We start from the raw sequence: 19480 nt of genomic DNA on the forward strand, positions 1-19480 counted from the left end.
TGCAAACGTAATCATAATGCCCACATTGGTCACACTAAATAAAATATCCGTCACTTTTGGTAGTCGGCGGGTATTAAATGATATTTCCCTTTCGCTGCGTCCGGGGAGAATTCTCACCCTGCTTGGGCCAAATGGTGCGGGCAAATCAACACTGGTTCGCGTGGTGTTGGGGTTAATTGCCCCCACCAGTGGCACTCTTGTTCGTGAGCCAGGTTTGCGCATTGGCTATGTTCCACAAAAGCTTCATCTGGATGCCACCTTGCCGCTAACCGTGAGCCGCTTTATGCGCTTGAAACCGGGTGTTAAAAAAGCGGATATTTTACCAGCGCTGAAACGAGTGCACGCTGCGCATCTATTAGACCAGCCGATGCAAAAACTGTCCGGTGGTGAAAACCAACGCGTTCTTTTGGCCCGTGCATTATTAAATCGGCCGCAGTTATTAGTGTTAGATGAGCCAACGCAAGGCGTTGATGTTAATGGTCAATTAGCCCTGTATGACTTAATTGAACAGTTACGCCGAGAACTCGGCTGTGCCGTTTTGATGGTTTCCCATGACCTGCATTTAGTGATGGCCAAAACTGACGAAGTATTATGTCTTAACCAACATATTTGTTGTTCCGGTGCACCAGAAGTGGTTTCAACTCATCCTGAGTTTATCGCCATGTTTGGTCATCGCGGAGCAGAGCAATTAGCGGTTTACCGCCATCACCATAATCATCGCCACGATTTGCACGGAAAGATTATTTTGAAAAACAGTGGGAGCCGGACGCATGATTGAATTATTGTTGCCTGGCTGGTTAGCCGGTGTGTTGCTGGCTACTGCGGCCGGCCCTCTGGGGTCTTTTGTCGTCTGGCGGCGGATGTCTTATTTTGGCGATACTTTAGCGCATGCATCATTGCTGGGTGTTGCATTCGGTTTATTGCTCAATGTGAACCCATTCTATGCCGTGATCGTGATGACTATGGTGCTGGCACTCATTCTGGTGTGGTTAGAACGCCGCCCACAATTAGCTGTCGATACTCTGCTCGGGATTATGGCTCATAGCGCATTATCTTTGGGCCTGGTGGTAGTCAGCCTGATGCATAACGTGCGGGTCGATTTAATGGCCTATCTGTTTGGCGACCTGCTTTCTGTGACTCTGAGTGATATCTGGCTCATTGCCGCTGGAGTGGTCGTGGTGCTGGGGATACTGTGCTGGCAGTGGCGATCATTGCTATCAATGACCATCAGCCCGGAGCTGGCCCATGTAGACGGTGTAAATTTAGAGCGCGTTCGGATGCTGCTGATGCTAGTGACCGCACTGACCATAGGGTTGTCGATGAAATTCGTCGGCGCACTGATTATCACTTCCTTGCTGATAATCCCAGCGGCTGCTGCCCGCCGCTTTGCCCGGACACCAGAACAAATGGCCGGTATTGCTATTGGTATTGGCATTGTCGCGGTGACCGGCGGTTTAACTTTCTCTGCTTTCTATGATACCCCGGCAGGCCCTTCCGTCGTTCTTTGTGCCGCTGTAATGTTCATCCTGAGTCTGTCACAAAAAGCACGCGCATAACCCAATGATGAATACAGCGCTCACTGAGAAAGCTGTTGCTTGAAAATAACCTTTATCAGGGCTGTCCATTGCACAGCCCTGCATTAAAGAGGCTTATTCTTCGCGGGTGATACCAAAATGTTTATAAGCATGATTGGTGGCAATGCGCCCGCGGGGGGTTCGCTGGATAAAACCTTGCTGGATTAAATACGGCTCCAGCACGTCTTCAATGGTTTCCCGCTCCTCACCAATTGCCGCCGCCAGGTTATCCAACCCCACTGGGCCACCCATAAATTTATCAATAACAGCCAGCAAGAGTTTACGGTCCATAAAATCAAAACCTTCGGCGTCGACATTCAGCATATCCAGCGCTTTCATCGCCACATCGCCATTGATAGCACCATCGGCCCTGACCTCAGCGAAATCACGCACGCGCCGTAACAAGCGGTTGGTGATCCGCGGTGTTCCCCGGGAGCGACGGGCTAATTGGTGTGCCCCGTCAGGAGTGAGTTCCAGCCCCAAATATTTGGCACTGCGGGTGACGATATGCTCTAAATCAGCAACTTGATAAAATTCAAGGCGCTGCACAATACCAAATCGGTCACGTAACGGCGCAGTTAATGACCCCGCGCGAGTCGTCGCGCCAATCAAGGTAAATGGCGGTAAATCAAGTTTGATTGAACGCGCCGCCGGTCCTTCGCCAATCATGATATCCAGTTGATAATCTTCCATTGCCGGATAGAGGATTTCTTCAACCACAGGTGATAAACGATGGATTTCATCAATGAATAATACGTCGTGCGGCTCAAGATTGGTCAGCATGGCAGCCAAATCGCCCGCTTTTTCCAACACCGGGCCAGAGGTGGTACGCAGATTCACCCCCATTTCATTAGCAACAATATTTGCCAATGTGGTTTTGCCCAGCCCCGGTGGGCCAAATATCAGCACATGATCCAGCGCATCACCGCGCTGTTTCGCCGCCTGAATGAAGATTTCCATTTGCTCGCGGACATGGGGCTGCCCGACATATTCTGCCAACAGCTTCGGGCGGATAGCCCGATCAATACTCTCTTCATCAGTGATAACACCCGCAGAGATCAGGCGGTCTGCTTCAATCATTATCTACCTCTACCTATAACGCGGCACGCAAAGCATCACGGATCAGGGTTTCACAATCAGCACCTGGCTTAGCAATTTTGCTCACTAAACGGCTAGCTTCTTGGGGTTTATAACCTAAAGCCACCAGCGCAGAGGCGGCCTCTGCTTCGATATCGGCATCAGAGATTTGTGACGAACTACTGGCGGGTAACTGAATATCACCGGTATTATTGAACAAGTCGCCATTGAGGCCTTTAAAGCGGTCTTTCATTTCAACCACCAAGCGCTCAGCGGTCTTCTTGCCGACACCCGGTAATTTCACCAAAGTGGTGATATCTTCCCGTTCAACCGCCGCCACAAATTGTTGTGCTGACATGCCGGAGAGAATGGCCAGTGCCAGTTTTGGCCCCACACCATTCACTTTTATCAACTCACGAAACAGCGCCCGTTCTTGCTTATCATTGAAGCCATACAGCAGTTGGGCATCTTCGCGCACCACAAACTGGGTAAAGATAATGGCTTCCTGCCCCAATTCTGGCAGCTCATAAAAACAGGTCATTGGCAGTTGGACTTCATAGCCAACGCCGTTTGTTTCCAGCAGCACCAAAGGTGGCTGTTTTTCCAGAATGATACCTCTGAGGCGCCCTATCACGTTGACTTTCTCCTCGTTTACCCATATCCGGGTATAAACATAATGGCTGTTTATAGCATAAAAAAGGCTGGATGGATATCCAGCCTACAATAACAGTTAACCTGCTCGCATTAAAATACACGTCAACGGAGCCTGCCACGAGCCAACACCATTTGGTCATTACCCAATCGCAGGGTATTTTGGCTTAGGTGACAATGGGTTATAGCAATTGCCAATGCATCAGCGGCATCAGCCTGAGGGTTCGCAGGGAGTTTCAACAGTGAGCGCACCATGTGCTGAACCTGGCTTTTTTCTGCCGCTCCTGTACCTACCACTGTTTGTTTAACCTGCCGAGCCGCATATTCGGAAACCGGCAAATTCAGATTTACCGCAGCGACAATCGCCGCCCCACGCGCCTGGCCCAGCTTTAAAGCTGAATCTGGGTTTTTCGCCATAAACACTTGTTCGATAGCAAAAAAGTCGGGTTGAAACTGGGTGATAATTTCAGTGACACCTGCATAAATCAACTTCAGGCGAGTCGGCATATCGTCAACGACAGTGCGAATACAGCCGCTACCCAGATAAGTCAGCTGGCGACCTTGTTGGCGAATGACGCCATAACCGGTGACACGAGAACCGGGGTCGATGCCTAATACGATCGCCATACCAGTTTATTCACCTTGTTTAGTTCTTCTCATGACACTGGCCACAAAACGCGACCAGTGTTATACCCGTCATATTTCAAGCTGCAATAGACCTGAAATCACACTGAATTACAGGGTTGCTGCCACTTCATCAGAGATTTCACCGTTATGGTAAACCTCTTGCACATCATCCGAGTCTTCCAGCATATCAATCAAACGCAGTAGTTTTGGTGCAGTTTCTGCATCTAAATCAGCTTTAGTTGATGGGATAAGAGAGACTTCAGCGCCTTCTGCGACCAAACCCGTGGCATCCAGTGCATCTTTCACCGCCCCGAGAGATTCCCAGGCGGTAAAGACATCAATAGCACCATCATCATAGACCACGATATCATCAGCACCGGCTTCCAGTGCCGCATCCATCACCGCATCTTCTTCTAAACCCGGTGCGTATGAAATAACACCTTTTTTGGTGAATAGATAAGAAACAGAACCATCAGTCCCCAAATTACCACCTGTTTTGGTGAATGCATGGCGAACTTCAGATACGGTACGGTTACGATTATCACTTAAGCATTCAACCATCACGGCAGTGCCGCCTGGGCCATAGCCTTCGTAAATGATGGTTTCCATGTTGTTATCTTCATCACCGCCCACACCGCGGGCAATGGCGCGGTTCAGGGTGTCGCGCGTCATGTTATTCGACAATGCTTTATCAATAGCCGCACGCAAACGCGGGTTAGCACCGGGGTCACCACCGCCCAGACGGGCTGCTGTTACCAACTCACGGATAATTTTAGTGAAAATTTTACCGCGCTTGGCATCCTGTGCCGCTTTGCGATGTTTTGTGTTGGCCCATTTACTATGACCTGCCATAAATAAGTATCTCCAAAATAGCCTCACTAGACTGAATAAAGAACGAACTCTTCAATCGCTTGCTGATTGCTCCAGGACTTAGTCAATGCCGCGGCATCCGCGGCATCTAACCACTGGTAAGCAAGATGTTCGGTAATCACCACATCTCGCTCTTCGGGTAACGCTACACAGAACCAATGTTCTTTATTATGCGTAACACCCGGCGCATAGCGACGGCGCAAATGCACAAAGAGTTCAAATTCCACACAGCGCTGGCAGTCGAACAGCTCCAGATTTTCACCCAGTATATCAATGCCGACTTCTTCCTTTACTTCGCGCTGTGCGGTTTCCAACGGCGTTTCATCACCTTCCAGGCTGCCGGTGACCGACTGCCAAAAATCAGGATCATCACGCCGTTGCAACATCAACACCCGACCACTGTTTCTGGCGTAGATGACCGCCAGAATCGACTCAGGGCGCTTATACCCGTCACCTTGCAAACTGCAAGTGTGTTGGCTTCGCTCAATCATCCGAATCACTTACCGGTGTAAGCTCATCGGGATTCTCTTGCTTGCCGCCTTCTTGCATCTTGAAATCTATTGGGTATATATAATTCATTACTGATTCTCTTCTTCCGCGCTATCCGTTGCTCCTTTCTTCGCCACAACGCTGATAGACAGCTCTTGCAGTGACGCAGGATTAGCAAAGCTTGGCGCGTCAGTCATCAGACAAGCTGCCGCCGTGGTTTTCGGGAAGGCAATAACATCGCGAATATTATCAGTGCCGGTCAACAGCATAACCAGGCGATCCAGACCAAAAGCCAGACCCGCATGTGGCGGTGTACCGTATTTCAATGCATCCAGCAGGAAGCCAAACTTCTCGCGCTGTTCGTGCTCATTGATACCCAGAATACCAAACACTTGCTGCTGCATTTCAGTGCGGTGGATGCGCACAGAACCACCGCCAACTTCGTAACCATTGATGACCATATCGTAAGCATTAGCGATGGCGGTAGTCGGTGCCGCGGCTAGCTGTTCAGGGCTCATGTCTTTCGGCGCAGTGAACGGATGGTGCATTGCGGTCAGGCCACCTTCGCTGTCATCTTCAAACATGGGGAAGTCCACCACCCACAGCGGTGCCCATGTACCCAACCTGGTCAACGCCAAATCGCGACCCACTTTCAGGCGCAATGCCCCCATGGCATCAGTTACAATTTTATAGCTATCAGCCCCGAAGAATAAAATATCGCCGCTTTCAGCTTGAGTGCGGGTCAAAATAGCTTCCAACACGTCTGCACTGAGGAATTTTGCGATGGGGCTTTGTACGCCCTCAACGCCCGCCGCGCGGTCATTGACTTTTAACCATGCCAAACCTTTCGCGCCATAGATGCTGACAAACTGACCGTATTCATCAATTTGCTTACGCGTTATCTGTGCGCCACCCGGCACACGCAATGCAGCAACACGCCCTTTGGCATCATTGGCTGGGCCAGAGAAGACTTTAAATTCAACCTCTTTCACCAGATCTGCGACATCCACTAATTCCATTGGATTACGCAAGTCTGGTTTATCAGAACCGTAGCGGCGCATAGCTTCAGCAAAGGTCATCACCGGGAAATCACCCAGATCCACACCTTTGGTTTCCTGCCACAATTCGCGCACCAGTTTCTCCATCACTTCACGCACTTGATCGGCGGTCATGAAAGAGGTTTCAACATCTATCTGGGTAAATTCTGGCTGACGGTCAGCACGTAAATCTTCATCGCGGAAACATTTTACAATCTGATAATAGCGGTCAAAACCAGACATCATCAGCAGTTGTTTGAACAGCTGTGGTGACTGTGGCAATGCATAAAATTTGCCTTTATGTACGCGGCTTGGCACTAAATAATCACGAGCGCCTTCCGGCGTTGCTTTGGTCAGCATCGGGGTTTCAATATCCAGGAAACCATGGCTGTCCATAAAACGGCGAACAAAACTGGTGATTTTTGCGCGGGTTTTCAGGCGGTCGGCCATCTCAGGGCGACGCAAATCCAGATAGCGATATTTCAGGCGCTGCTCTTCACTGTTGGTCTGATTAGAATCCAGCGGCAACGGCTCAGAACGGTTAATAATATTCAGTGTATTAGCGAAAATTTCTACTTCGCCGGTAGACATATCTTTATTGATTTGGCTGTCAGGACGCGCGCGCACGGTACCGGTAATCTGGATACAGAACTCATTACGCAGTTCAGAAGCTTGTTCGTAAGCGGCTTTATGATCGGGATCGAAGAATACCTGAACAATGCCTTCACGGTCGCGCATATCAATAAAAATCAGGCCACCGAGATCACGACGACGGTTAACCCAACCACAAAGTGTCACTTCTTGGCCTACATGAGACAGATTCAACTGCCCGCAATACTCAGTACGCATACGATATCCTTTTACTCAGCCGATGCCGCACGCGTTATGTACTGTCCGTGCGGCTGTTTTCTTAGGTATTCTGGATTAAAAAGTGTTGAAAAAAGTGAGTCATTATAAAGGAAATTCATGGCGTAGATAAGAGCGAACCTACCGCTCTGGCACGACAAAAACGCTTTCAATGCTGTTTTCACACATCATTTAACAAAATTATCCCCTCACAAGGGCTACCCGATAACATATGTTGGCATAAACTGGTCAGCAGATTAAGTCTGTCATCCGAAACTTCCCCAAATGATATCGAGGTATAACACCATGAAACTTGATGCAAAAACCACCGCGCTGGTATTGATTGATTTACAGCAGGGGATCTTACCCTACGCCAAAGGCCCTTACAGTGCCGAACAGGTTATCGAGACCAATGCTCACCTGGCAGCACGATTTCGCCAGCTCGGTGCACCGGTAGTCTTCGTGCGCGTTGGTTGGTCAGATTCATTTGCTGAAGCACTGAAACAACCGGTCGACCAGCCAAGCCCAAGCCCGGTCGGTGGTTTACCTGAGTCGTGGTGGACTTTTCCTGAGGAACTCGCGGTCACAGATAGCGATATTAAAGTGATAAAACATCAATGGGGCGCGTTTTACGGCACCGATTTAGATTTACAACTGCGCCGCCGTGGGATAAAAACCATCGTGCTGGCGGGAATTGCCACCAATATTGGCGTCGAATCCACCGCCCGTGCCGCTTGGGAACACGGTTATGAGTTAGTCATTGCAGAAGATGGTTGCAGTACCGCCAGCACCGAAATGCAGCAGTTCGCGGTTGAAAAAATCTTCCCGCGCATCTCCCGCGTACGCAGCAGCACGGAAATTCTTGCCGCGCTGGGTGCATAAGGCTAAATTTGGGCTAACCGCACTTGTAGTATCAAGTAAGAAGGATTGACTAAAATTTAAGAAGGTTTACCCAAATTAATTGGTGTTACAGCTAGGCAGCAAATGAATAAATCCCGATGAACTGACACAAGTCAGTGATTCGGGTGCGTGAATGCAGCTAACAACGCTGTAGCGCCAAGTAAGAAGGGTAAAAGATGTATATTGGACTGCCGCAATGGCAACACCCGACCTGGAACCGGCTGGGTATCAAGGATTTGGCAGATTACAGCCGCTACTTTAACTGTGTTGAAGGGAACACTACTTTTTATGCATTGCCACGGCTGGAGATAGTGCAGCGCTGGCGCGATATGACACACGAAAACTTCCATTTTTGTTTTAAATTCCCTGCAACAATCAGCCATCAGGCGGCTCTGCGCGATTGCGATAAAGAGCTACAGGCTTTTTACCAATGCCTTTCTCCCCTGCATGACCGTATTGGCCAATTATGGTTGCAGTTACCCGCGGCATTCGGGCCAAACGAGCTCAATCGTTTATGGCAATTTCTCGATAAATTACCCGCAGGTTTCCATTATGGCGTGGAAGTTCGCCACCCAGAATTTTTTGCCAAAGGGGATGCAGAGCGCGCACTCAATCAAGGTTTACACCAGCGAGCAGTCAACCGAGTGATGCTCGATAGCCGCCCGATTCATGCAGCCAAACCCCACACAGAAGCCGTTCGGGATGCACAAAGCAAGAAACCACGCTTGCCGGTACATGCTATCGTCACCGGCCATCAACCCTTGGTACGCTTTATCGGTGGCGATCAGTTAGATGATAATTTAGCACTATTTGCGCCTTGGCTACAAAAACTGCCGCTGTGGGAACAGCAATATCAACCCTATGTTTTCATTCATACACCAGATAACAGTGACTCCCCCCAGCAGGCGCAAAAGATTTGGCAACAATTAGCCACCGTCATTACCACCTTACCCCCTGCTCCTGACTGGCCAGAGCAAGACACTCTGTTTTAGGCCTGCTTGTACATTTTTCAGCCGAATGCATCACCATCAGCAAGCAATGTCTCTCTTTGTTTCGCAAGCTCATCTTTCCCAACACTAAACCGAGTATCAAGAAATGTGATTCCCGCCATTTTTCTAGCGACAGTAGCCCACCAGGCGGTTATCATCATTGAGCCAGTCTATGTTGGGCAATGGAGTTGAAAATGGTTAGCTCGCTTTATGTCGTGTTGGGCGCACTGTTATTGATCAAGCTTTCATTTGATGTGGTTAAATTGAGACATCAGTACCGAGTCGCTTACGGCGATGGTGGGTTTTATGAATTACAAACCGCCATCCGCGTACATGGCAACGCCGTAGAATACATTCCTATTGCTGTCATTTTACTCATTATGATGGAAATGAACGGCGCTGAAACATGGATGCTTCATATCTGTGGATTAATGCTGATAGTTGGCCGCCTGCTACATTATTATGGTTTACGCCATCGCGAAATTCGCTGGCGTCGCTCTGGGATGAGTGCCACCTATGTTTCTTTGATTTTGATGATTATTGCGAATATTTATTATTTGCCTTGGGACCAGATTTTCAGCCTGACCTAATAAACACGTTGGTGTTGCCTTATCGGTTCCGACAGCCAGATGGCCGGAACCTTGTTTATTCGGGCGGCTAACTGCCGCCTTCATGCCCGCCCTCAGCTATCTGCTATTCACACGCGCTTTATCGCGCTCATCTGTTCTGTTTTCTGTGATAATATGCGCCTTAAATTTCTTGTTCCTTTCATTCCTTACTTAATTGCTAATGACAGTCATGCCAAAACGCGACACTCAATCTTTAAACGATGTGCAGCAGCATCAGTCTGGGCCAGCAGCGCCACAGCGTGATAGCCTGTTTGCTGCCCCTATCGCCCAGTTAGGTGACTGGACTTTCGACGAAAAGGTCGCTGAAGTCTTCCCTGATATGATAAGCCGATCGGTGCCTGGCTATTCCAACATCATCTCAATGATAGGTATGTTGGCGGAGCGTTTTGTGCAGCCCAATAGCCAAATTTACGACCTCGGCTGCTCGCTGGGAGCGGCTACACTGTCAATGCGCCGTAATATTAAAGCTGAAGGCTGCAAAATTATTGCGGTGGATAACTCACCGGCGATGGTCGAGCGTTGCCGCCGTCATATCGATGCTTTCCGCGCCGAAACACCGGTGGAAGTGGTGGAATCCGATATTTTGGATATTCAGCTCGAAAATGCCTCAATGGTGGTCCTTAACTTTACTCTGCAATTCCTTGAGCCTGCAGATCGCCAGCGGCTGCTTAATCAGGTGTATCAAGGGTTACGTCCAGGCGGCGCCTTGGTGCTGTCTGAGAAATTCAACTTTGAAGATAACGATATTGGCGACTTATTGTTCAACATGCATCACGATTTTAAACGCGCGAATGGTTACAGTGAACTGGAAATTAGCCAAAAACGCAGCATGCTGGAGCATGTCATGCTGACGGATTCAGTTGAAACCCATAAAAACCGCCTGCATCAGGCCGGTTTCGAACACGCTGAAGTCTGGTTCCAATGTTTTAATTTTGGTTCATTAATTGCCCTGAAAGCGGGAGAGGCTCAATGATTGAATTTGGCGATTTTTACCGGCTGATTGCCAAAGGCCCGCTAAGCCCATGGTTAGACACCCTGCCCGCCCAGCTCAGTGCCTGGCAGCGCGAATCATTACACGGTAAGTTTAAAACCTGGTTTAACGCCGTTGAGCACTTGCCGCAGCTCACCCCGACCTCACTGGATTTGCGCGAGGGTGTGCGAGCAGAAATGTCGCCACCCATTTCTGCGGGCCAGCGCGAGGGAATGGAAAATATGTTGCGCGCGCTGATGCCTTGGCGCAAAGGCCCATTCTCATTGTATGGATTAGATATTGACACCGAATGGCGCTCCGACTGGAAATGGCAGCGGGTATTGCCGCACATTAGCCCACTGGCGGGCCGCACTATTCTGGATGTCGGGTGCGGTAGTGGATATCACTTATGGCGCATGATTGGCGAAGGTGCTCATTTGGCCGTGGGTATCGACCCAATGCAGCTGTTTTTATGCCAGTTTGAAGCCATTCGCAAATTGCTGGGCGGCGATCAACGTGCCCATGTGCTGCCGCTGGGTATTGAACAACTGCCGGAATTGGCGGCCTTTGATACCGTATTTTCCATGGGTGTGCTGTATCATCGCCGCTCGCCGCTAGACCATCTTTATCAGCTCAAAAATCAGTTGGTCAGTGAGGGGGAGCTGCTGCTTGAGACTTTAGTGGTCGAAGGTGATAGCCAACAAGTATTGGTGCCCGGTGATCGTTATGCTCAGATGCGGAATGTGTACTTTATCCCGTCGGCCTCGGCCCTAAAAGCCTGGTTGGAAAAATGCGGTTTTGTCGATGTCAGAATCGCCGATATGGCCGTGACCACCACCGATGAACAGCGCCGCACAGATTGGATGACCAGCGAGTCATTAGCTGAATTCCTCGACCCCAATGATCCCACTAAAACCGTCGAAGGTTACCCGGCCCCACTCAGAGCGGTCTTAATCGCCCGTAAGCCATAAAAAACCCCGGTCTGATTGGCCGGGGCACTGACAACTTCATTACTTTAGGTACATAAAAAACTAAGCCGGTTGAGACAACGGCGCGCTCATCATCTCCAACAAATTTTTCATGTCTTTGACCACTTCACCATCTACACAATAATGAGCAAATTCATCAACATCACTGTCTGCGCACATGGTGACGCCCGCTTTGCGGTATTTCATGGTTGAGGGCACCGTTCGACCAGCAGAACTGTGCAGTTCGCGGATGCCAATATCAATAAATTTTTGTATGTTGGCGGTGCGAACACCGGCTCCGGCCATGATAATCGGCCCTTGATTCTGCGTAGCCAGGACCAAATTTGACAATAATGCCAACCCCAGCTCAGCATTCTGCTGCTGGCCTGAGGTTAAAATCCGCGCCACATTCAGATCCGCCAATTGCTGCAAGGCAATCATTGGGTTCTGACACATATCAAATGCACGATGGAAAGTGACGGCCAATGAGCCACTGATGGACATAATTTCCCGCATCCGCGGCAAATCAATGTGGCCGTCAACATCCAGAATGCCCACCACCACACCGGCAAAACCCATATCACGAATGCGGGCAATATCATTCTTAATGATGGCAAAATCATTGTCGTTGTAGCAAAAATCGCCACCGCGTGGGCGGACAATCGGATGCACCGGAATGGTAATCTTCTCTCTGGCCTGCATTAATGCACCGATACTCGGCGTTAACCCGCCCTCGGACTGACCGCAGCATAATTCAATCCGGTCGGCTCCTGCCTTTTCTGCTATCTGTGCGCAATCGACGCTATAGCAACATATTTCCAATGTAGTCATTCTCTTCCCCCGTTTGACGGATGCCACTGCGGCAGTCATACCCTAATTATTTCCGGGCATATAAGTGATAATTTAATAATTCCACTGTTGAATAAATAAAATGCCGAATAATGATCTCAAGCTAAAACAAAATTTAATCAAGCAGGCTGAAGCATTCACTATGGCACTCATTTTGACTCTACGAGTAGATGTCAGTCACAGTGATAACCATAAGTGATAGTCGGTATTGAAATAAATAACCCATATACGTTAGCCATTGCGCTCACTATCTATAATTTGCCGCAAAGTATAGGGGTGAAACTTAATGGTTACTTCGCCATCACTCACCGCCAATGTCGGATTGGCTAACCGCTCATGCTCCCCTTGTGGAGAGCTAAACTTGATAGTCACTCCCTCTGGCAAGGTGGCCGGTAATAAGGCACGGGCGCGCTGCATCAAGGTTTGTGAGTCTCCAGACAGAACCAGTTCAACATGCTCCCATCCTTCATGTGGATAATGCGTTTTCCCCGGATAGGGTAATTCGACACAATCTATTTTCCATGGCCCAACAGTCAAAGGTTGGGTTAAATCGAACAAGCAAATTGGCCGGCCATTAATTGGTGTCTCGGACATCAAATGGCCACATTGTTGTAAACCACGACGCCAGCGCTGTGCCGTTTCTGTTTGATGACAACGCAATGAAATATGGTCAGCGCTAAATTGTGTCAAATCCAGATTTAATTTAGCCGCGAAAATAACCAGCTTTTGTTCAAAGCGCGGCAAGTCGGTTAATAAGTCCGATAATTCAACGATACTTTCCAGGCTGCTCATTTATTCTCCGGTCAAACTGTTATTCCGCGTATTTAAGCGGACATAATCTACAGTTATTACTGCTAATCAGCCATAATTAATCTAGCGGGTTTGTGGCACCGCCACGGTCGTTGCTAATAAAATCGCCAGTTGGTTTATTTGCCTGCGAGATTGGTCGCAACCACCTGACGTCGATAGCCAAATATGGTATAAATCTTGCCATATTGTGACTTCACTCTGTCAGTTTTCCCGTCACCAGCCATTTTATCGTCAAAGATCCTGGCTGTGTTTGAATGAACTGATACAGAGATTCTTTTGTGCGTAATTAAGGTAACCCGGTGAATATTCAGGCTCTTCTCTCAGATAAAGTCAGCCAGGCGCTGATTGCAGCAGGTGCTCCAGCAGGGAGCGAACCTCAGGTTCGCCAATCTGCTAAAGTGCAATTTGGCGATTATCAAGCTAATGGCGTCATGGCCGTTGCCAAAAAACTTGGCATGCAACCCCGACAACTGGCAGAAAAAGTCATTGAGCAGCTCAGCCTTGACGGCATTGCCAGCAAAGTTGAAATTGCTGGCCCCGGTTTTATCAATATTTTCCTTGACAGGCAATGGGTCGCCAGCAAAGTTGAAGAGGCACTGAAAGCACCGAAATTGGGCGTGCAGCCGGTTGAACCCCAAACTATCGTGATTGACTACTCCGCGCCTAATGTGGCCAAGCAGATGCACGTCGGCCACCTGCGTTCGACCATCATCGGTGATGCAGCGGCGCGGACTTTAGAGTTCTTAGGCCACCGTGTTATTCGCGCCAACCACGTCGGCGACTGGGGCACCCAGTTTGGTATGCTGATTGCTTATCTGGAAAAAATGCAAAACGAGAATGCCAGTGACATGGGGTTATCGGATTTGGAGCTTTTCTATCAGCAAGCCAAAAAAACCTATGATGAAGACGAAAATTTTGCAAAACGCGCCCGCGCTTATGTGGTGAAACTGCAAAGCGGTGACGAATATTGCCGTCAGATGTGGCGTAAATTGGTGGATATCACCATGGCGCAAAACCAAATTGCTTATGACCGCCTGAATGTCACATTGACCAAAAACGATGTGATGGGTGAAAGCCTGTATAACGCGATGTTGCCGGGTATCGTGGCTGATCTGAAAGCCAAAGGGCTGGCAGTGGAAAGTGATGGCGCAACTGTTGTGTATCTGGATGAATACAAAAACAAAGATGGCGAGCCTATGGGCGTCATTATCCAGAAAAAGGATGGCGGCTACCTCTACACCACCACCGACATCGCCTGTGCCAAATACCGTTATGAAACATTGGGCGCAGACCGCGTATTGTATTACATCGATAGCCGTCAGCACCAACATCTGATGCAGGCCTGGGCTATCGTGCGCAAAGCCGGTTATGTGCCAGAGTCTGTACCACTAGAGCACCATATGTTTGGCATGATGCTGGGCAAAGATGGTAAACCATTTAAAACCCGCTCCGGCGGCACGGTGAAACTCTCTGATTTACTGGATGAAGCTATCGAGCGCGCGGGTAAACTGATTGCCGAGAAAAACCCGGATATGCCCGCGGACGAACTCAAACAGGTGGTTGATGCCGTCGGCATTGGTGCCGTGAAATATGCAGATTTGTCCAAAAGCCGCACCACAGACTATATTTTCGACTGGGATAACATGCTGGCATTGGATGGTAATACCGCGCCTTACATGCAATATGCTTATACCCGAGTGGTTTCAGTGTTTAAACGTGCCGGTATTGATGAAAGCAGTCTGACCTTGCCGTTAGTGATTACAGAAGACCGCGAAGCCGTGCTGGCGACCCGTTTGTTGCAGTTTGAAGAGGTTATCACCACTGTCGCTCGTGAAGGGACGCCGCATGTGATGTGCTCTTATCTGTATGACCTGGCCGGTTTGTTCTCCAGCTTCTATGAGCATTGCCAGATCCTGAATGCTGAAAGTGAAGAGAGCCGCCAGAGCCGGCTAAAATTGGCTATGTTAACCGCAAAAACCCTGAAGCAAGGTCTGGATACCTTAGGTATTCAAACTGTTGAACGGATGTAATTTGTTATTGCTTCAATAATGTCTGAGGCACCCAAAAGGTGCCTGAGGTTATTGACAAAGTGCCCGCAGCGGTGAAAACAGGCAGATCGTAAAGACGCCGTAAATACATCCTTGTAGGCTCGAGCCGCGCCATCCCTGGCGCGGACGCTTTACTCTTCTGCCCGTCCTCACCACCTGAGATCGAGTCTTCGAGGTTTGTCAGCAGTCTGAGGCACCCAAAAGGTGCCTTTTGTGTTACTAAAGAATCAGTTTGTTCTGCGGGCGAAATCGCGCAATTTAAAGCCCAGTAACGCGAGTGCTGCAAAGTAGGCAATCACCCCCGCAATCACAACAGCAGAAAGCCGTAGCAGGCGGTAAGCCATGCCGCCAACATCCCAGGCAGGCATCACCCATAATAATCCCAGCAACACCACGGACATCACCACCACACCAATCACTAACTTAGTCAGAAACACCGCCCAACCCGGTTGCGGGTGGAAAATTTGCTGCTTACGCAATTGCCAATATAACAAGCTGGCATTCAGACAAGCCCCCAAACCAATCGACAGTGATAAACCGGCATGTTTAAGTGGCCCGATGAAAATCAGGTTCATAACTTGGGTTAATATCAGTGTAATAATAGCAATTTTAACCGGGGTTTTAATGTTCTGACGTGAGTAAAAACCGGGAGCCAGCACTTTCACCACAATGAGTCCCATTAAGCCGACGGAATAAGCCACCAGCGCACGTTGTGTCATCAGTGCATCGAAAGCGCTGAATTTCCCGTATTGGAATAATGAAACAACCAGAGGTTTAGCTAGAATGCCCAAGGCCACAGCACTGGGCAAGGCCAGCAAGAAACAGAGTCGCAGGCCCCAATCCATCAATTTAGAGTATTCATCATGGTTACCACTGGAGAAACATTTGGCCAGTGAAGGCAATAAGATAGTGCCCAAAGCCACACCCAGCACACCCGATGGGAATTCCATTAAGCGGTCAGCATAATACATCCATGACACCGAACCTGAGACCAGGAATGACGCAAAAATAGTGTTGATAATCAAAGATATCTGGCTCACTGACACCCCGAGGATCGCGGGCCCCATTTGGCGCATCACCCGCCAAACACCGGCATCACGCAATGACAACCGCGGTAACACCAGCATCCCTATTTTTTTCAGGTGAGGCAATTGATAACCCAATTGCAATACCCCACCGACCACCACCGCCCAAGCCAGCGCCATGACCGGTGGATTAAAATAAGGTGCGGCGAAGAGTGCAAAACCTATCATGCTGATGTTCAGGAAGGTCGGAGCAAAGGCCGGGATAGAGAAACGGTTCCAGGTATTAAGGATTGCCCCCACCAGAGACGCCAACGAAATCAGCAAGATATAAGGGAAAGTCACCCGCAATAGTGCCGAAGTTAACGCAAATTTGTCTGGTGTATCGGTGAACCCGGGCGCAGTAATAAAAATGACCCAAGGTGCGGCCAGCATCCCCAATACCGTGACCACCGCCAAAATCAGCGTTAATAAGCCGGAGACATACGCCACGAATGTCCGCGTTGCTTCCTCACCTTGCTGGCTTTTATATTCTGCCAAAATCGGTACAAAAGCCTGTGAAAATGCCCCTTCAGCGAAGATGCGTCGTAATAAATTTGGCAATTTAAAGGCCACAAAAAAGGCGTCAGTTGCCATACCTGCGCCAAAAACCCGCGCGACAATCGCATCACGAGCAAAACCCAATACACGGGAAAACATGGTCATAGAACTGACGGCTGCCAGTGATTTCAATAGATTCATAGGTTTTTCTGATCTGTTTTCCGATCTGTTTTTTAAAATAAGCCATAAATATCAACGCCTGCTATCAGCAGGCGCGGCTTCTACCCAATGTAGAGTTCATCCAGATTGAGATGAACTTGGGAGTGTACCAGCACTGGCAGATTATTCCGCTACCTGCTGTTGTAACAGAATTTCTATCATTCGTTGCGCGAGGATGGCCTCTTCGCCTGAGACTTGTGGCGCTGTTTGGTTACTGACCGCGGTAATAAAGTGATGAACAGCACCGCTAAACCCTCTTTGCTCCAACGTCGTTTGCCAACCAGGCGCGGGTAAGTTAATCACTTGCCCCTCGGACTCCTGCTGCCACTGGCGCATGTCAGTAATCTGATAGCAGGCGCCTGGGCTGACGACTTGCACACTTTCGCGCTGAGTTCCTGCATGGCGGTGCATACTGGTGGTTATCAGGCACTGCCCGGCCTGAAAATGGTGCTCAGCATATAGCATCTGCCCCAGTGCATTGGTTTGCACCCTGCCAGTGATAAGTTTTGCTGCATCGCCACCAAGCCACAGCGCGCTATCCACGACATGCAGATAATCATCAAGCAAAGTAAAACGGGCATCCTTTGGCCCGATACTGTTCTGCCGGTGCTTCTCCATACGCAGGGACGCCGGGTGAGTCATTTGCTGCTTAAGTTGCTGATACAATGGTGCGAAACGGCGATTAAAGCCCACCATTAGCGCCAGTTTTTGCTTTGCCGCCAGCGCTATCAATTGTTCAGATTGCTCCACTGTTTCGGCCAAGGGCTTGTCGACATAAACATGAATACCGGCCTGTAATAGCTCACTCACCACCTGAAAATGGCTGGCGGTACTGCTGTGAACAAAGATGGCATCACATTCAGCGGCTAATGTATCCAGCCGAGAGAAATACCTCATGCGATAGCTGTCACACACCGGTTGTGCTTTTATTTGATTAGGAGAAAACGCCCCTACTAATTGCCAGTCTTGCGCTTGAGTCAATATGGGTAAATAGGCTTTCTGCGCTATACCGCCAAGACCCACCATGCCAACACGCAGTTTTTTATCAACACTGAGCTGTTTCATAGCATCCTTATTCAATTAATCGTCCAGCTGTATCAACACTTCGTCTAAGCGGCGAGTCAGCGCAATGACCTGCTGCTCAAGCTGAGTGACTCGGGCTTCTAGGGCACTATCTCCCTCTGGCGCACTTTCTTCTGCCGAGATGGTTGGCGCAATGTCACCACTGAATAGATGCATAAAACGGCTTTCTCGTTTCCCCGGCTCACGAGCCAATCGCACCACAAATGGCCCATCCTCGCGTAAGGACAACTGAGTGAGAACCTGTTCTGTTTCAGCGACATCCGCGAACTCATACAGGCGGCTGGTGCGAGTACGCAATTCCCCAGGGGTCTGTGCGCCGCGCAATAATAGTGTGGTAATGACAGCAAACTCGGCAGGAGAGAATTTGAGATTGCCAAATTCAGAGTTGCAAAAACGGTGCTCATACTTCATCACCCGATTGCCACTTTGAGTGCGGATAAGGTGTTTTTTTAACAAGAAATCGAGCGTTTGTTGCACTTCTGATTCAGATAACTCCATCACCGGTTCGCGATTGGTTTTCTGATTACAGGCAATTGTCACGCCATTAAGTGACATCGGATATTGCTCCGGCGTTGTCACTTGTTTCTCCAGCAAACAGCCAATGACTCTGGCTTCCTGTGTATTTAAACTGTGTTTCATCCTGACCTCAGCGAGTTGGCGTCCATTCTTGGTTAGTCAAAGCCGTCAGCACATGATCGCGCCATTGACCGTCAATCAGTAAATAATCTTTGGCGTAGCCTTCGCGTTCAAATCCAAGGCGTTCAAGCAAATTACCACTGCGATAATTATGCGGCATATAGTTAGCCATAATACGGTGCATTCGCTCTTGCCGCTGCATATAACGAATCAAGGGTTGCAGAGCTTCAAACATCAGCCCCTGGCCCTGCCAGCGCTCACCTAATGAATAACCGAGAAAACAGGCATGAAAAGAACCCCGCAGCACATTGCTAAAATTCGCCACCCCACGGACTTCTTTTTCTTCTGGATCTAACAAAATAAAATAGTAAGCGCTGCCCTGTTTTTGCAGCTCCATAATCATTCCTAGCCTCGCCTGCCACCCTGAAGGCATGCAGTGACTTTGATCGCGCACCGGCTCCCATGGTTTGAGAAACGCCTGATTTTCGGCGTAATATTCCGCCATGCGATAAGCATCACGCTCATTAACCAGCCGTAATGACATACGGTCTGTTGTAAGGCATATTTTAGGTGTTGCTGAATGATAGCCGAACATCTGCTCCCCTTGGGCTATGCGCCGTACTTAACTTAGCCGCGATTTTTTTAT

Annotated in this window: 20 protein-coding genes; 8 read left to right on the forward strand and 12 right to left on the reverse strand. The window is 49.2% G+C overall.

All coding sequences use genetic code 11. From position 1 onward, the window contains the following. Positions 1 to 16: 16 nt before the first annotated feature. Entirely contained in the window at positions 17 to 778 is a 762-nt protein-coding gene (znuC, locus tag FTA91_RS16940; protein WP_050113503.1) for a zinc ABC transporter ATP-binding protein ZnuC, read from the forward strand. Next, positions 771 to 1556: a zinc ABC transporter permease subunit ZnuB gene (gene znuB, locus FTA91_RS16945; RefSeq protein ID WP_050113502.1), complete on the forward strand. Its 786-nt coding sequence runs from the start codon at positions 771 to 773 to the stop codon at positions 1554 to 1556. The genes znuC and znuB overlap by 8 nt, the downstream gene beginning before the upstream one ends. 93 nt (positions 1557 to 1649) lie before the next feature. Here znuB and ruvB read toward each other — a convergent pair whose 3' ends face one another. The 6 genes from ruvB to aspS form a co-directional block, all read right to left on the reverse strand. Continuing rightward, positions 1650 to 2654 (reverse strand): Holliday junction branch migration DNA helicase RuvB, encoded by a 1005-nt coding sequence (ruvB, locus tag FTA91_RS16950; protein WP_050113501.1) that lies wholly within the window; start codon positions 2652 to 2654, stop codon positions 1650 to 1652. A 13-nt stretch (positions 2655 to 2667) separates the two neighbouring features. Further along, positions 2668 to 3285 carry a Holliday junction branch migration protein RuvA gene (ruvA, locus tag FTA91_RS16955; protein WP_038633373.1) on the reverse strand — a complete coding sequence of 206 codons (618 nt, stop codon included), beginning with the start codon at positions 3283 to 3285 and terminating at the stop codon, positions 2668 to 2670. A gap of 122 nt (positions 3286 to 3407) precedes the next feature. Then, the gene (gene ruvC, locus FTA91_RS16960) at positions 3408 to 3929 is read right to left on the reverse strand and encodes a crossover junction endodeoxyribonuclease RuvC (RefSeq protein WP_004390700.1); all 522 of its coding nucleotides are present in this window, start codon (positions 3927 to 3929) and stop codon (positions 3408 to 3410) included. 108 nt (positions 3930 to 4037) lie between these two features. Further along, positions 4038 to 4781, reverse strand: coding sequence for a YebC/PmpR family DNA-binding transcriptional regulator (locus FTA91_RS16965; protein ID WP_004390701.1), 744 nt, complete (start codon positions 4779 to 4781; stop codon positions 4038 to 4040). A gap of 26 nt (positions 4782 to 4807) precedes the next feature. Continuing rightward, the gene (gene nudB, locus FTA91_RS16970; protein WP_050113500.1) at positions 4808 to 5290 is read right to left on the reverse strand and encodes a dihydroneopterin triphosphate diphosphatase; all 483 of its coding nucleotides are present in this window, start codon (positions 5288 to 5290) and stop codon (positions 4808 to 4810) included. Positions 5291 to 5377: 87 nt separating this feature from the next. Next, the gene (gene aspS / locus FTA91_RS16975; protein WP_050113499.1) at positions 5378 to 7174 is read right to left on the reverse strand and encodes an aspartate--tRNA ligase; all 1797 of its coding nucleotides are present in this window, start codon (positions 7172 to 7174) and stop codon (positions 5378 to 5380) included. A 303-nt stretch (positions 7175 to 7477) separates the two neighbouring features. Between aspS and FTA91_RS16980 the strand changes: the two genes are divergently transcribed. The 5 genes from FTA91_RS16980 to cmoB all read left to right on the forward strand — a co-directional run bounded on the left by FTA91_RS16980 (position 7478) and on the right by cmoB (position 11630). After that, positions 7478 to 8053, forward strand: a complete 576-nt coding sequence (locus tag FTA91_RS16980) for a hydrolase (protein ID WP_050113498.1) — start codon at positions 7478 to 7480, stop codon at positions 8051 to 8053. 194 nt (positions 8054 to 8247) lie between these two features. Continuing rightward, positions 8248 to 9063 (forward strand): DUF72 domain-containing protein, encoded by an 816-nt coding sequence (locus tag FTA91_RS16985; RefSeq protein WP_050113497.1) that lies wholly within the window; start codon positions 8248 to 8250, stop codon positions 9061 to 9063. A gap of 191 nt (positions 9064 to 9254) precedes the next feature. Then, on the forward strand, positions 9255 to 9650 hold the full coding sequence (locus tag FTA91_RS16990; protein ID WP_038633388.1) for an MAPEG family protein: 396 nt from the start codon (positions 9255 to 9257) through the stop codon (positions 9648 to 9650). 208 nt (positions 9651 to 9858) lie between these two features. Further along, positions 9859 to 10662, forward strand: a complete 804-nt coding sequence (gene cmoA / locus FTA91_RS16995; RefSeq protein ID WP_145535653.1) for a carboxy-S-adenosyl-L-methionine synthase CmoA — start codon at positions 9859 to 9861, stop codon at positions 10660 to 10662. After that, entirely contained in the window at positions 10659 to 11630 is a 972-nt protein-coding gene (gene cmoB / locus FTA91_RS17000; RefSeq protein ID WP_145535652.1) for a tRNA 5-methoxyuridine(34)/uridine 5-oxyacetic acid(34) synthase CmoB, read from the forward strand. The genes cmoA and cmoB overlap by 4 nt, the downstream gene beginning before the upstream one ends. A 60-nt stretch (positions 11631 to 11690) precedes the next feature. Here cmoB and cutC read toward each other — a convergent pair whose 3' ends face one another. Further along, a complete protein-coding gene (cutC, locus tag FTA91_RS17005; protein ID WP_050113494.1) occupies positions 11691 to 12458 on the reverse strand; it encodes a copper homeostasis protein CutC in 768 nt (255 codons plus the stop codon). A 249-nt stretch (positions 12459 to 12707) separates the two neighbouring features. Continuing rightward, positions 12708 to 13268 carry a VOC family protein gene (locus FTA91_RS17010; protein ID WP_145535651.1) on the reverse strand — a complete coding sequence of 187 codons (561 nt, stop codon included), beginning with the start codon at positions 13266 to 13268 and terminating at the stop codon, positions 12708 to 12710. A 317-nt stretch (positions 13269 to 13585) separates the two neighbouring features. On the opposite strand from FTA91_RS17010, the gene argS reads away from it, so the two are divergent. Continuing rightward, entirely contained in the window at positions 13586 to 15316 is a 1731-nt protein-coding gene (gene argS, locus FTA91_RS17015; protein WP_050113492.1) for an arginine--tRNA ligase, read from the forward strand. 245 nt (positions 15317 to 15561) lie between these two features. Here argS and murJ read toward each other — a convergent pair whose 3' ends face one another. The 4 genes from murJ to rimJ form a co-directional block, all read right to left on the reverse strand. Further along, the gene (gene murJ / locus FTA91_RS17020) at positions 15562 to 17097 is read right to left on the reverse strand and encodes a murein biosynthesis integral membrane protein MurJ (RefSeq protein WP_050113491.1); all 1536 of its coding nucleotides are present in this window, start codon (positions 17095 to 17097) and stop codon (positions 15562 to 15564) included. Between the two features lie 141 nt (positions 17098 to 17238). After that, complete coding sequence (locus FTA91_RS20170) at positions 17239 to 18180, reverse strand: Gfo/Idh/MocA family protein (protein WP_145535649.1); 942 nt, start codon at positions 18178 to 18180, stop codon at positions 17239 to 17241. A 15-nt stretch (positions 18181 to 18195) separates the two neighbouring features. After that, on the reverse strand, positions 18196 to 18837 hold the full coding sequence (locus FTA91_RS20175) for a YceH family protein (protein WP_050113489.1): 642 nt from the start codon (positions 18835 to 18837) through the stop codon (positions 18196 to 18198). Between the two features lie 7 nt (positions 18838 to 18844). Beyond that, positions 18845 to 19429 carry a ribosomal protein S5-alanine N-acetyltransferase gene (rimJ, locus tag FTA91_RS17030; protein ID WP_145583661.1) on the reverse strand — a complete coding sequence of 195 codons (585 nt, stop codon included), beginning with the start codon at positions 19427 to 19429 and terminating at the stop codon, positions 18845 to 18847. Between the last annotated feature and the right edge of the window lie 51 nt (positions 19430 to 19480).

It is taken from the genome of Yersinia thracica (assembly GCF_902170565.1).
GTDB lineage: Bacteria > Pseudomonadota > Gammaproteobacteria > Enterobacterales > Enterobacteriaceae > Yersinia > Yersinia thracica.

What these genes read in the sequence shown, in the direction of transcription:
- rimJ (WP_145583661.1), bottom strand. Translation starts at nt 19,429, where the DNA reads ATGTTCGGCTATCATTCAGCAACACCTAAAATATGCCTTACAACAGAC.
- FTA91_RS16990 (WP_038633388.1), top strand. Translation starts at nt 9,255, where the DNA reads ATGGTTAGCTCGCTTTATGTCGTGTTGGGCGCACTGTTATTGATCAAG.
- FTA91_RS17010 (WP_145535651.1), bottom strand. Translation starts at nt 13,268, where the DNA reads ATGAGCAGCCTGGAAAGTATCGTTGAATTATCGGACTTATTAACCGAC.
- FTA91_RS20175 (WP_050113489.1), bottom strand. Translation starts at nt 18,837, where the DNA reads ATGAAACACAGTTTAAATACACAGGAAGCCAGAGTCATTGGCTGTTTG.
- aspS (WP_050113499.1), bottom strand. Translation starts at nt 7,174, where the DNA reads ATGCGTACTGAGTATTGCGGGCAGTTGAATCTGTCTCATGTAGGCCAA.
- ruvB (WP_050113501.1), bottom strand. Translation starts at nt 2,654, where the DNA reads ATGATTGAAGCAGACCGCCTGATCTCTGCGGGTGTTATCACTGATGAA.
- murJ (WP_050113491.1), bottom strand. Translation starts at nt 17,097, where the DNA reads ATGAATCTATTGAAATCACTGGCAGCCGTCAGTTCTATGACCATGTTT.
- ruvC (WP_004390700.1), bottom strand. Translation starts at nt 3,929, where the DNA reads ATGGCGATCGTATTAGGCATCGACCCCGGTTCTCGTGTCACCGGTTAT.
- FTA91_RS20170 (WP_145535649.1), bottom strand. Translation starts at nt 18,180, where the DNA reads ATGAAACAGCTCAGTGTTGATAAAAAACTGCGTGTTGGCATGGTGGGT.
- znuC (WP_050113503.1), top strand. Translation starts at nt 17, where the DNA reads ATGCCCACATTGGTCACACTAAATAAAATATCCGTCACTTTTGGTAGT.
- cmoB (WP_145535652.1), top strand. Translation starts at nt 10,659, where the DNA reads ATGATTGAATTTGGCGATTTTTACCGGCTGATTGCCAAAGGCCCGCTA.
- FTA91_RS16980 (WP_050113498.1), top strand. Translation starts at nt 7,478, where the DNA reads ATGAAACTTGATGCAAAAACCACCGCGCTGGTATTGATTGATTTACAG.
- cutC (WP_050113494.1), bottom strand. Translation starts at nt 12,458, where the DNA reads ATGACTACATTGGAAATATGTTGCTATAGCGTCGATTGCGCACAGATA.
- nudB (WP_050113500.1), bottom strand. Translation starts at nt 5,290, where the DNA reads ATGATTGAGCGAAGCCAACACACTTGCAGTTTGCAAGGTGACGGGTAT.
- FTA91_RS16965 (WP_004390701.1), bottom strand. Translation starts at nt 4,781, where the DNA reads ATGGCAGGTCATAGTAAATGGGCCAACACAAAACATCGCAAAGCGGCA.
- FTA91_RS16985 (WP_050113497.1), top strand. Translation starts at nt 8,248, where the DNA reads ATGTATATTGGACTGCCGCAATGGCAACACCCGACCTGGAACCGGCTG.
- cmoA (WP_145535653.1), top strand. Translation starts at nt 9,859, where the DNA reads ATGCCAAAACGCGACACTCAATCTTTAAACGATGTGCAGCAGCATCAG.
- znuB (WP_050113502.1), top strand. Translation starts at nt 771, where the DNA reads ATGATTGAATTATTGTTGCCTGGCTGGTTAGCCGGTGTGTTGCTGGCT.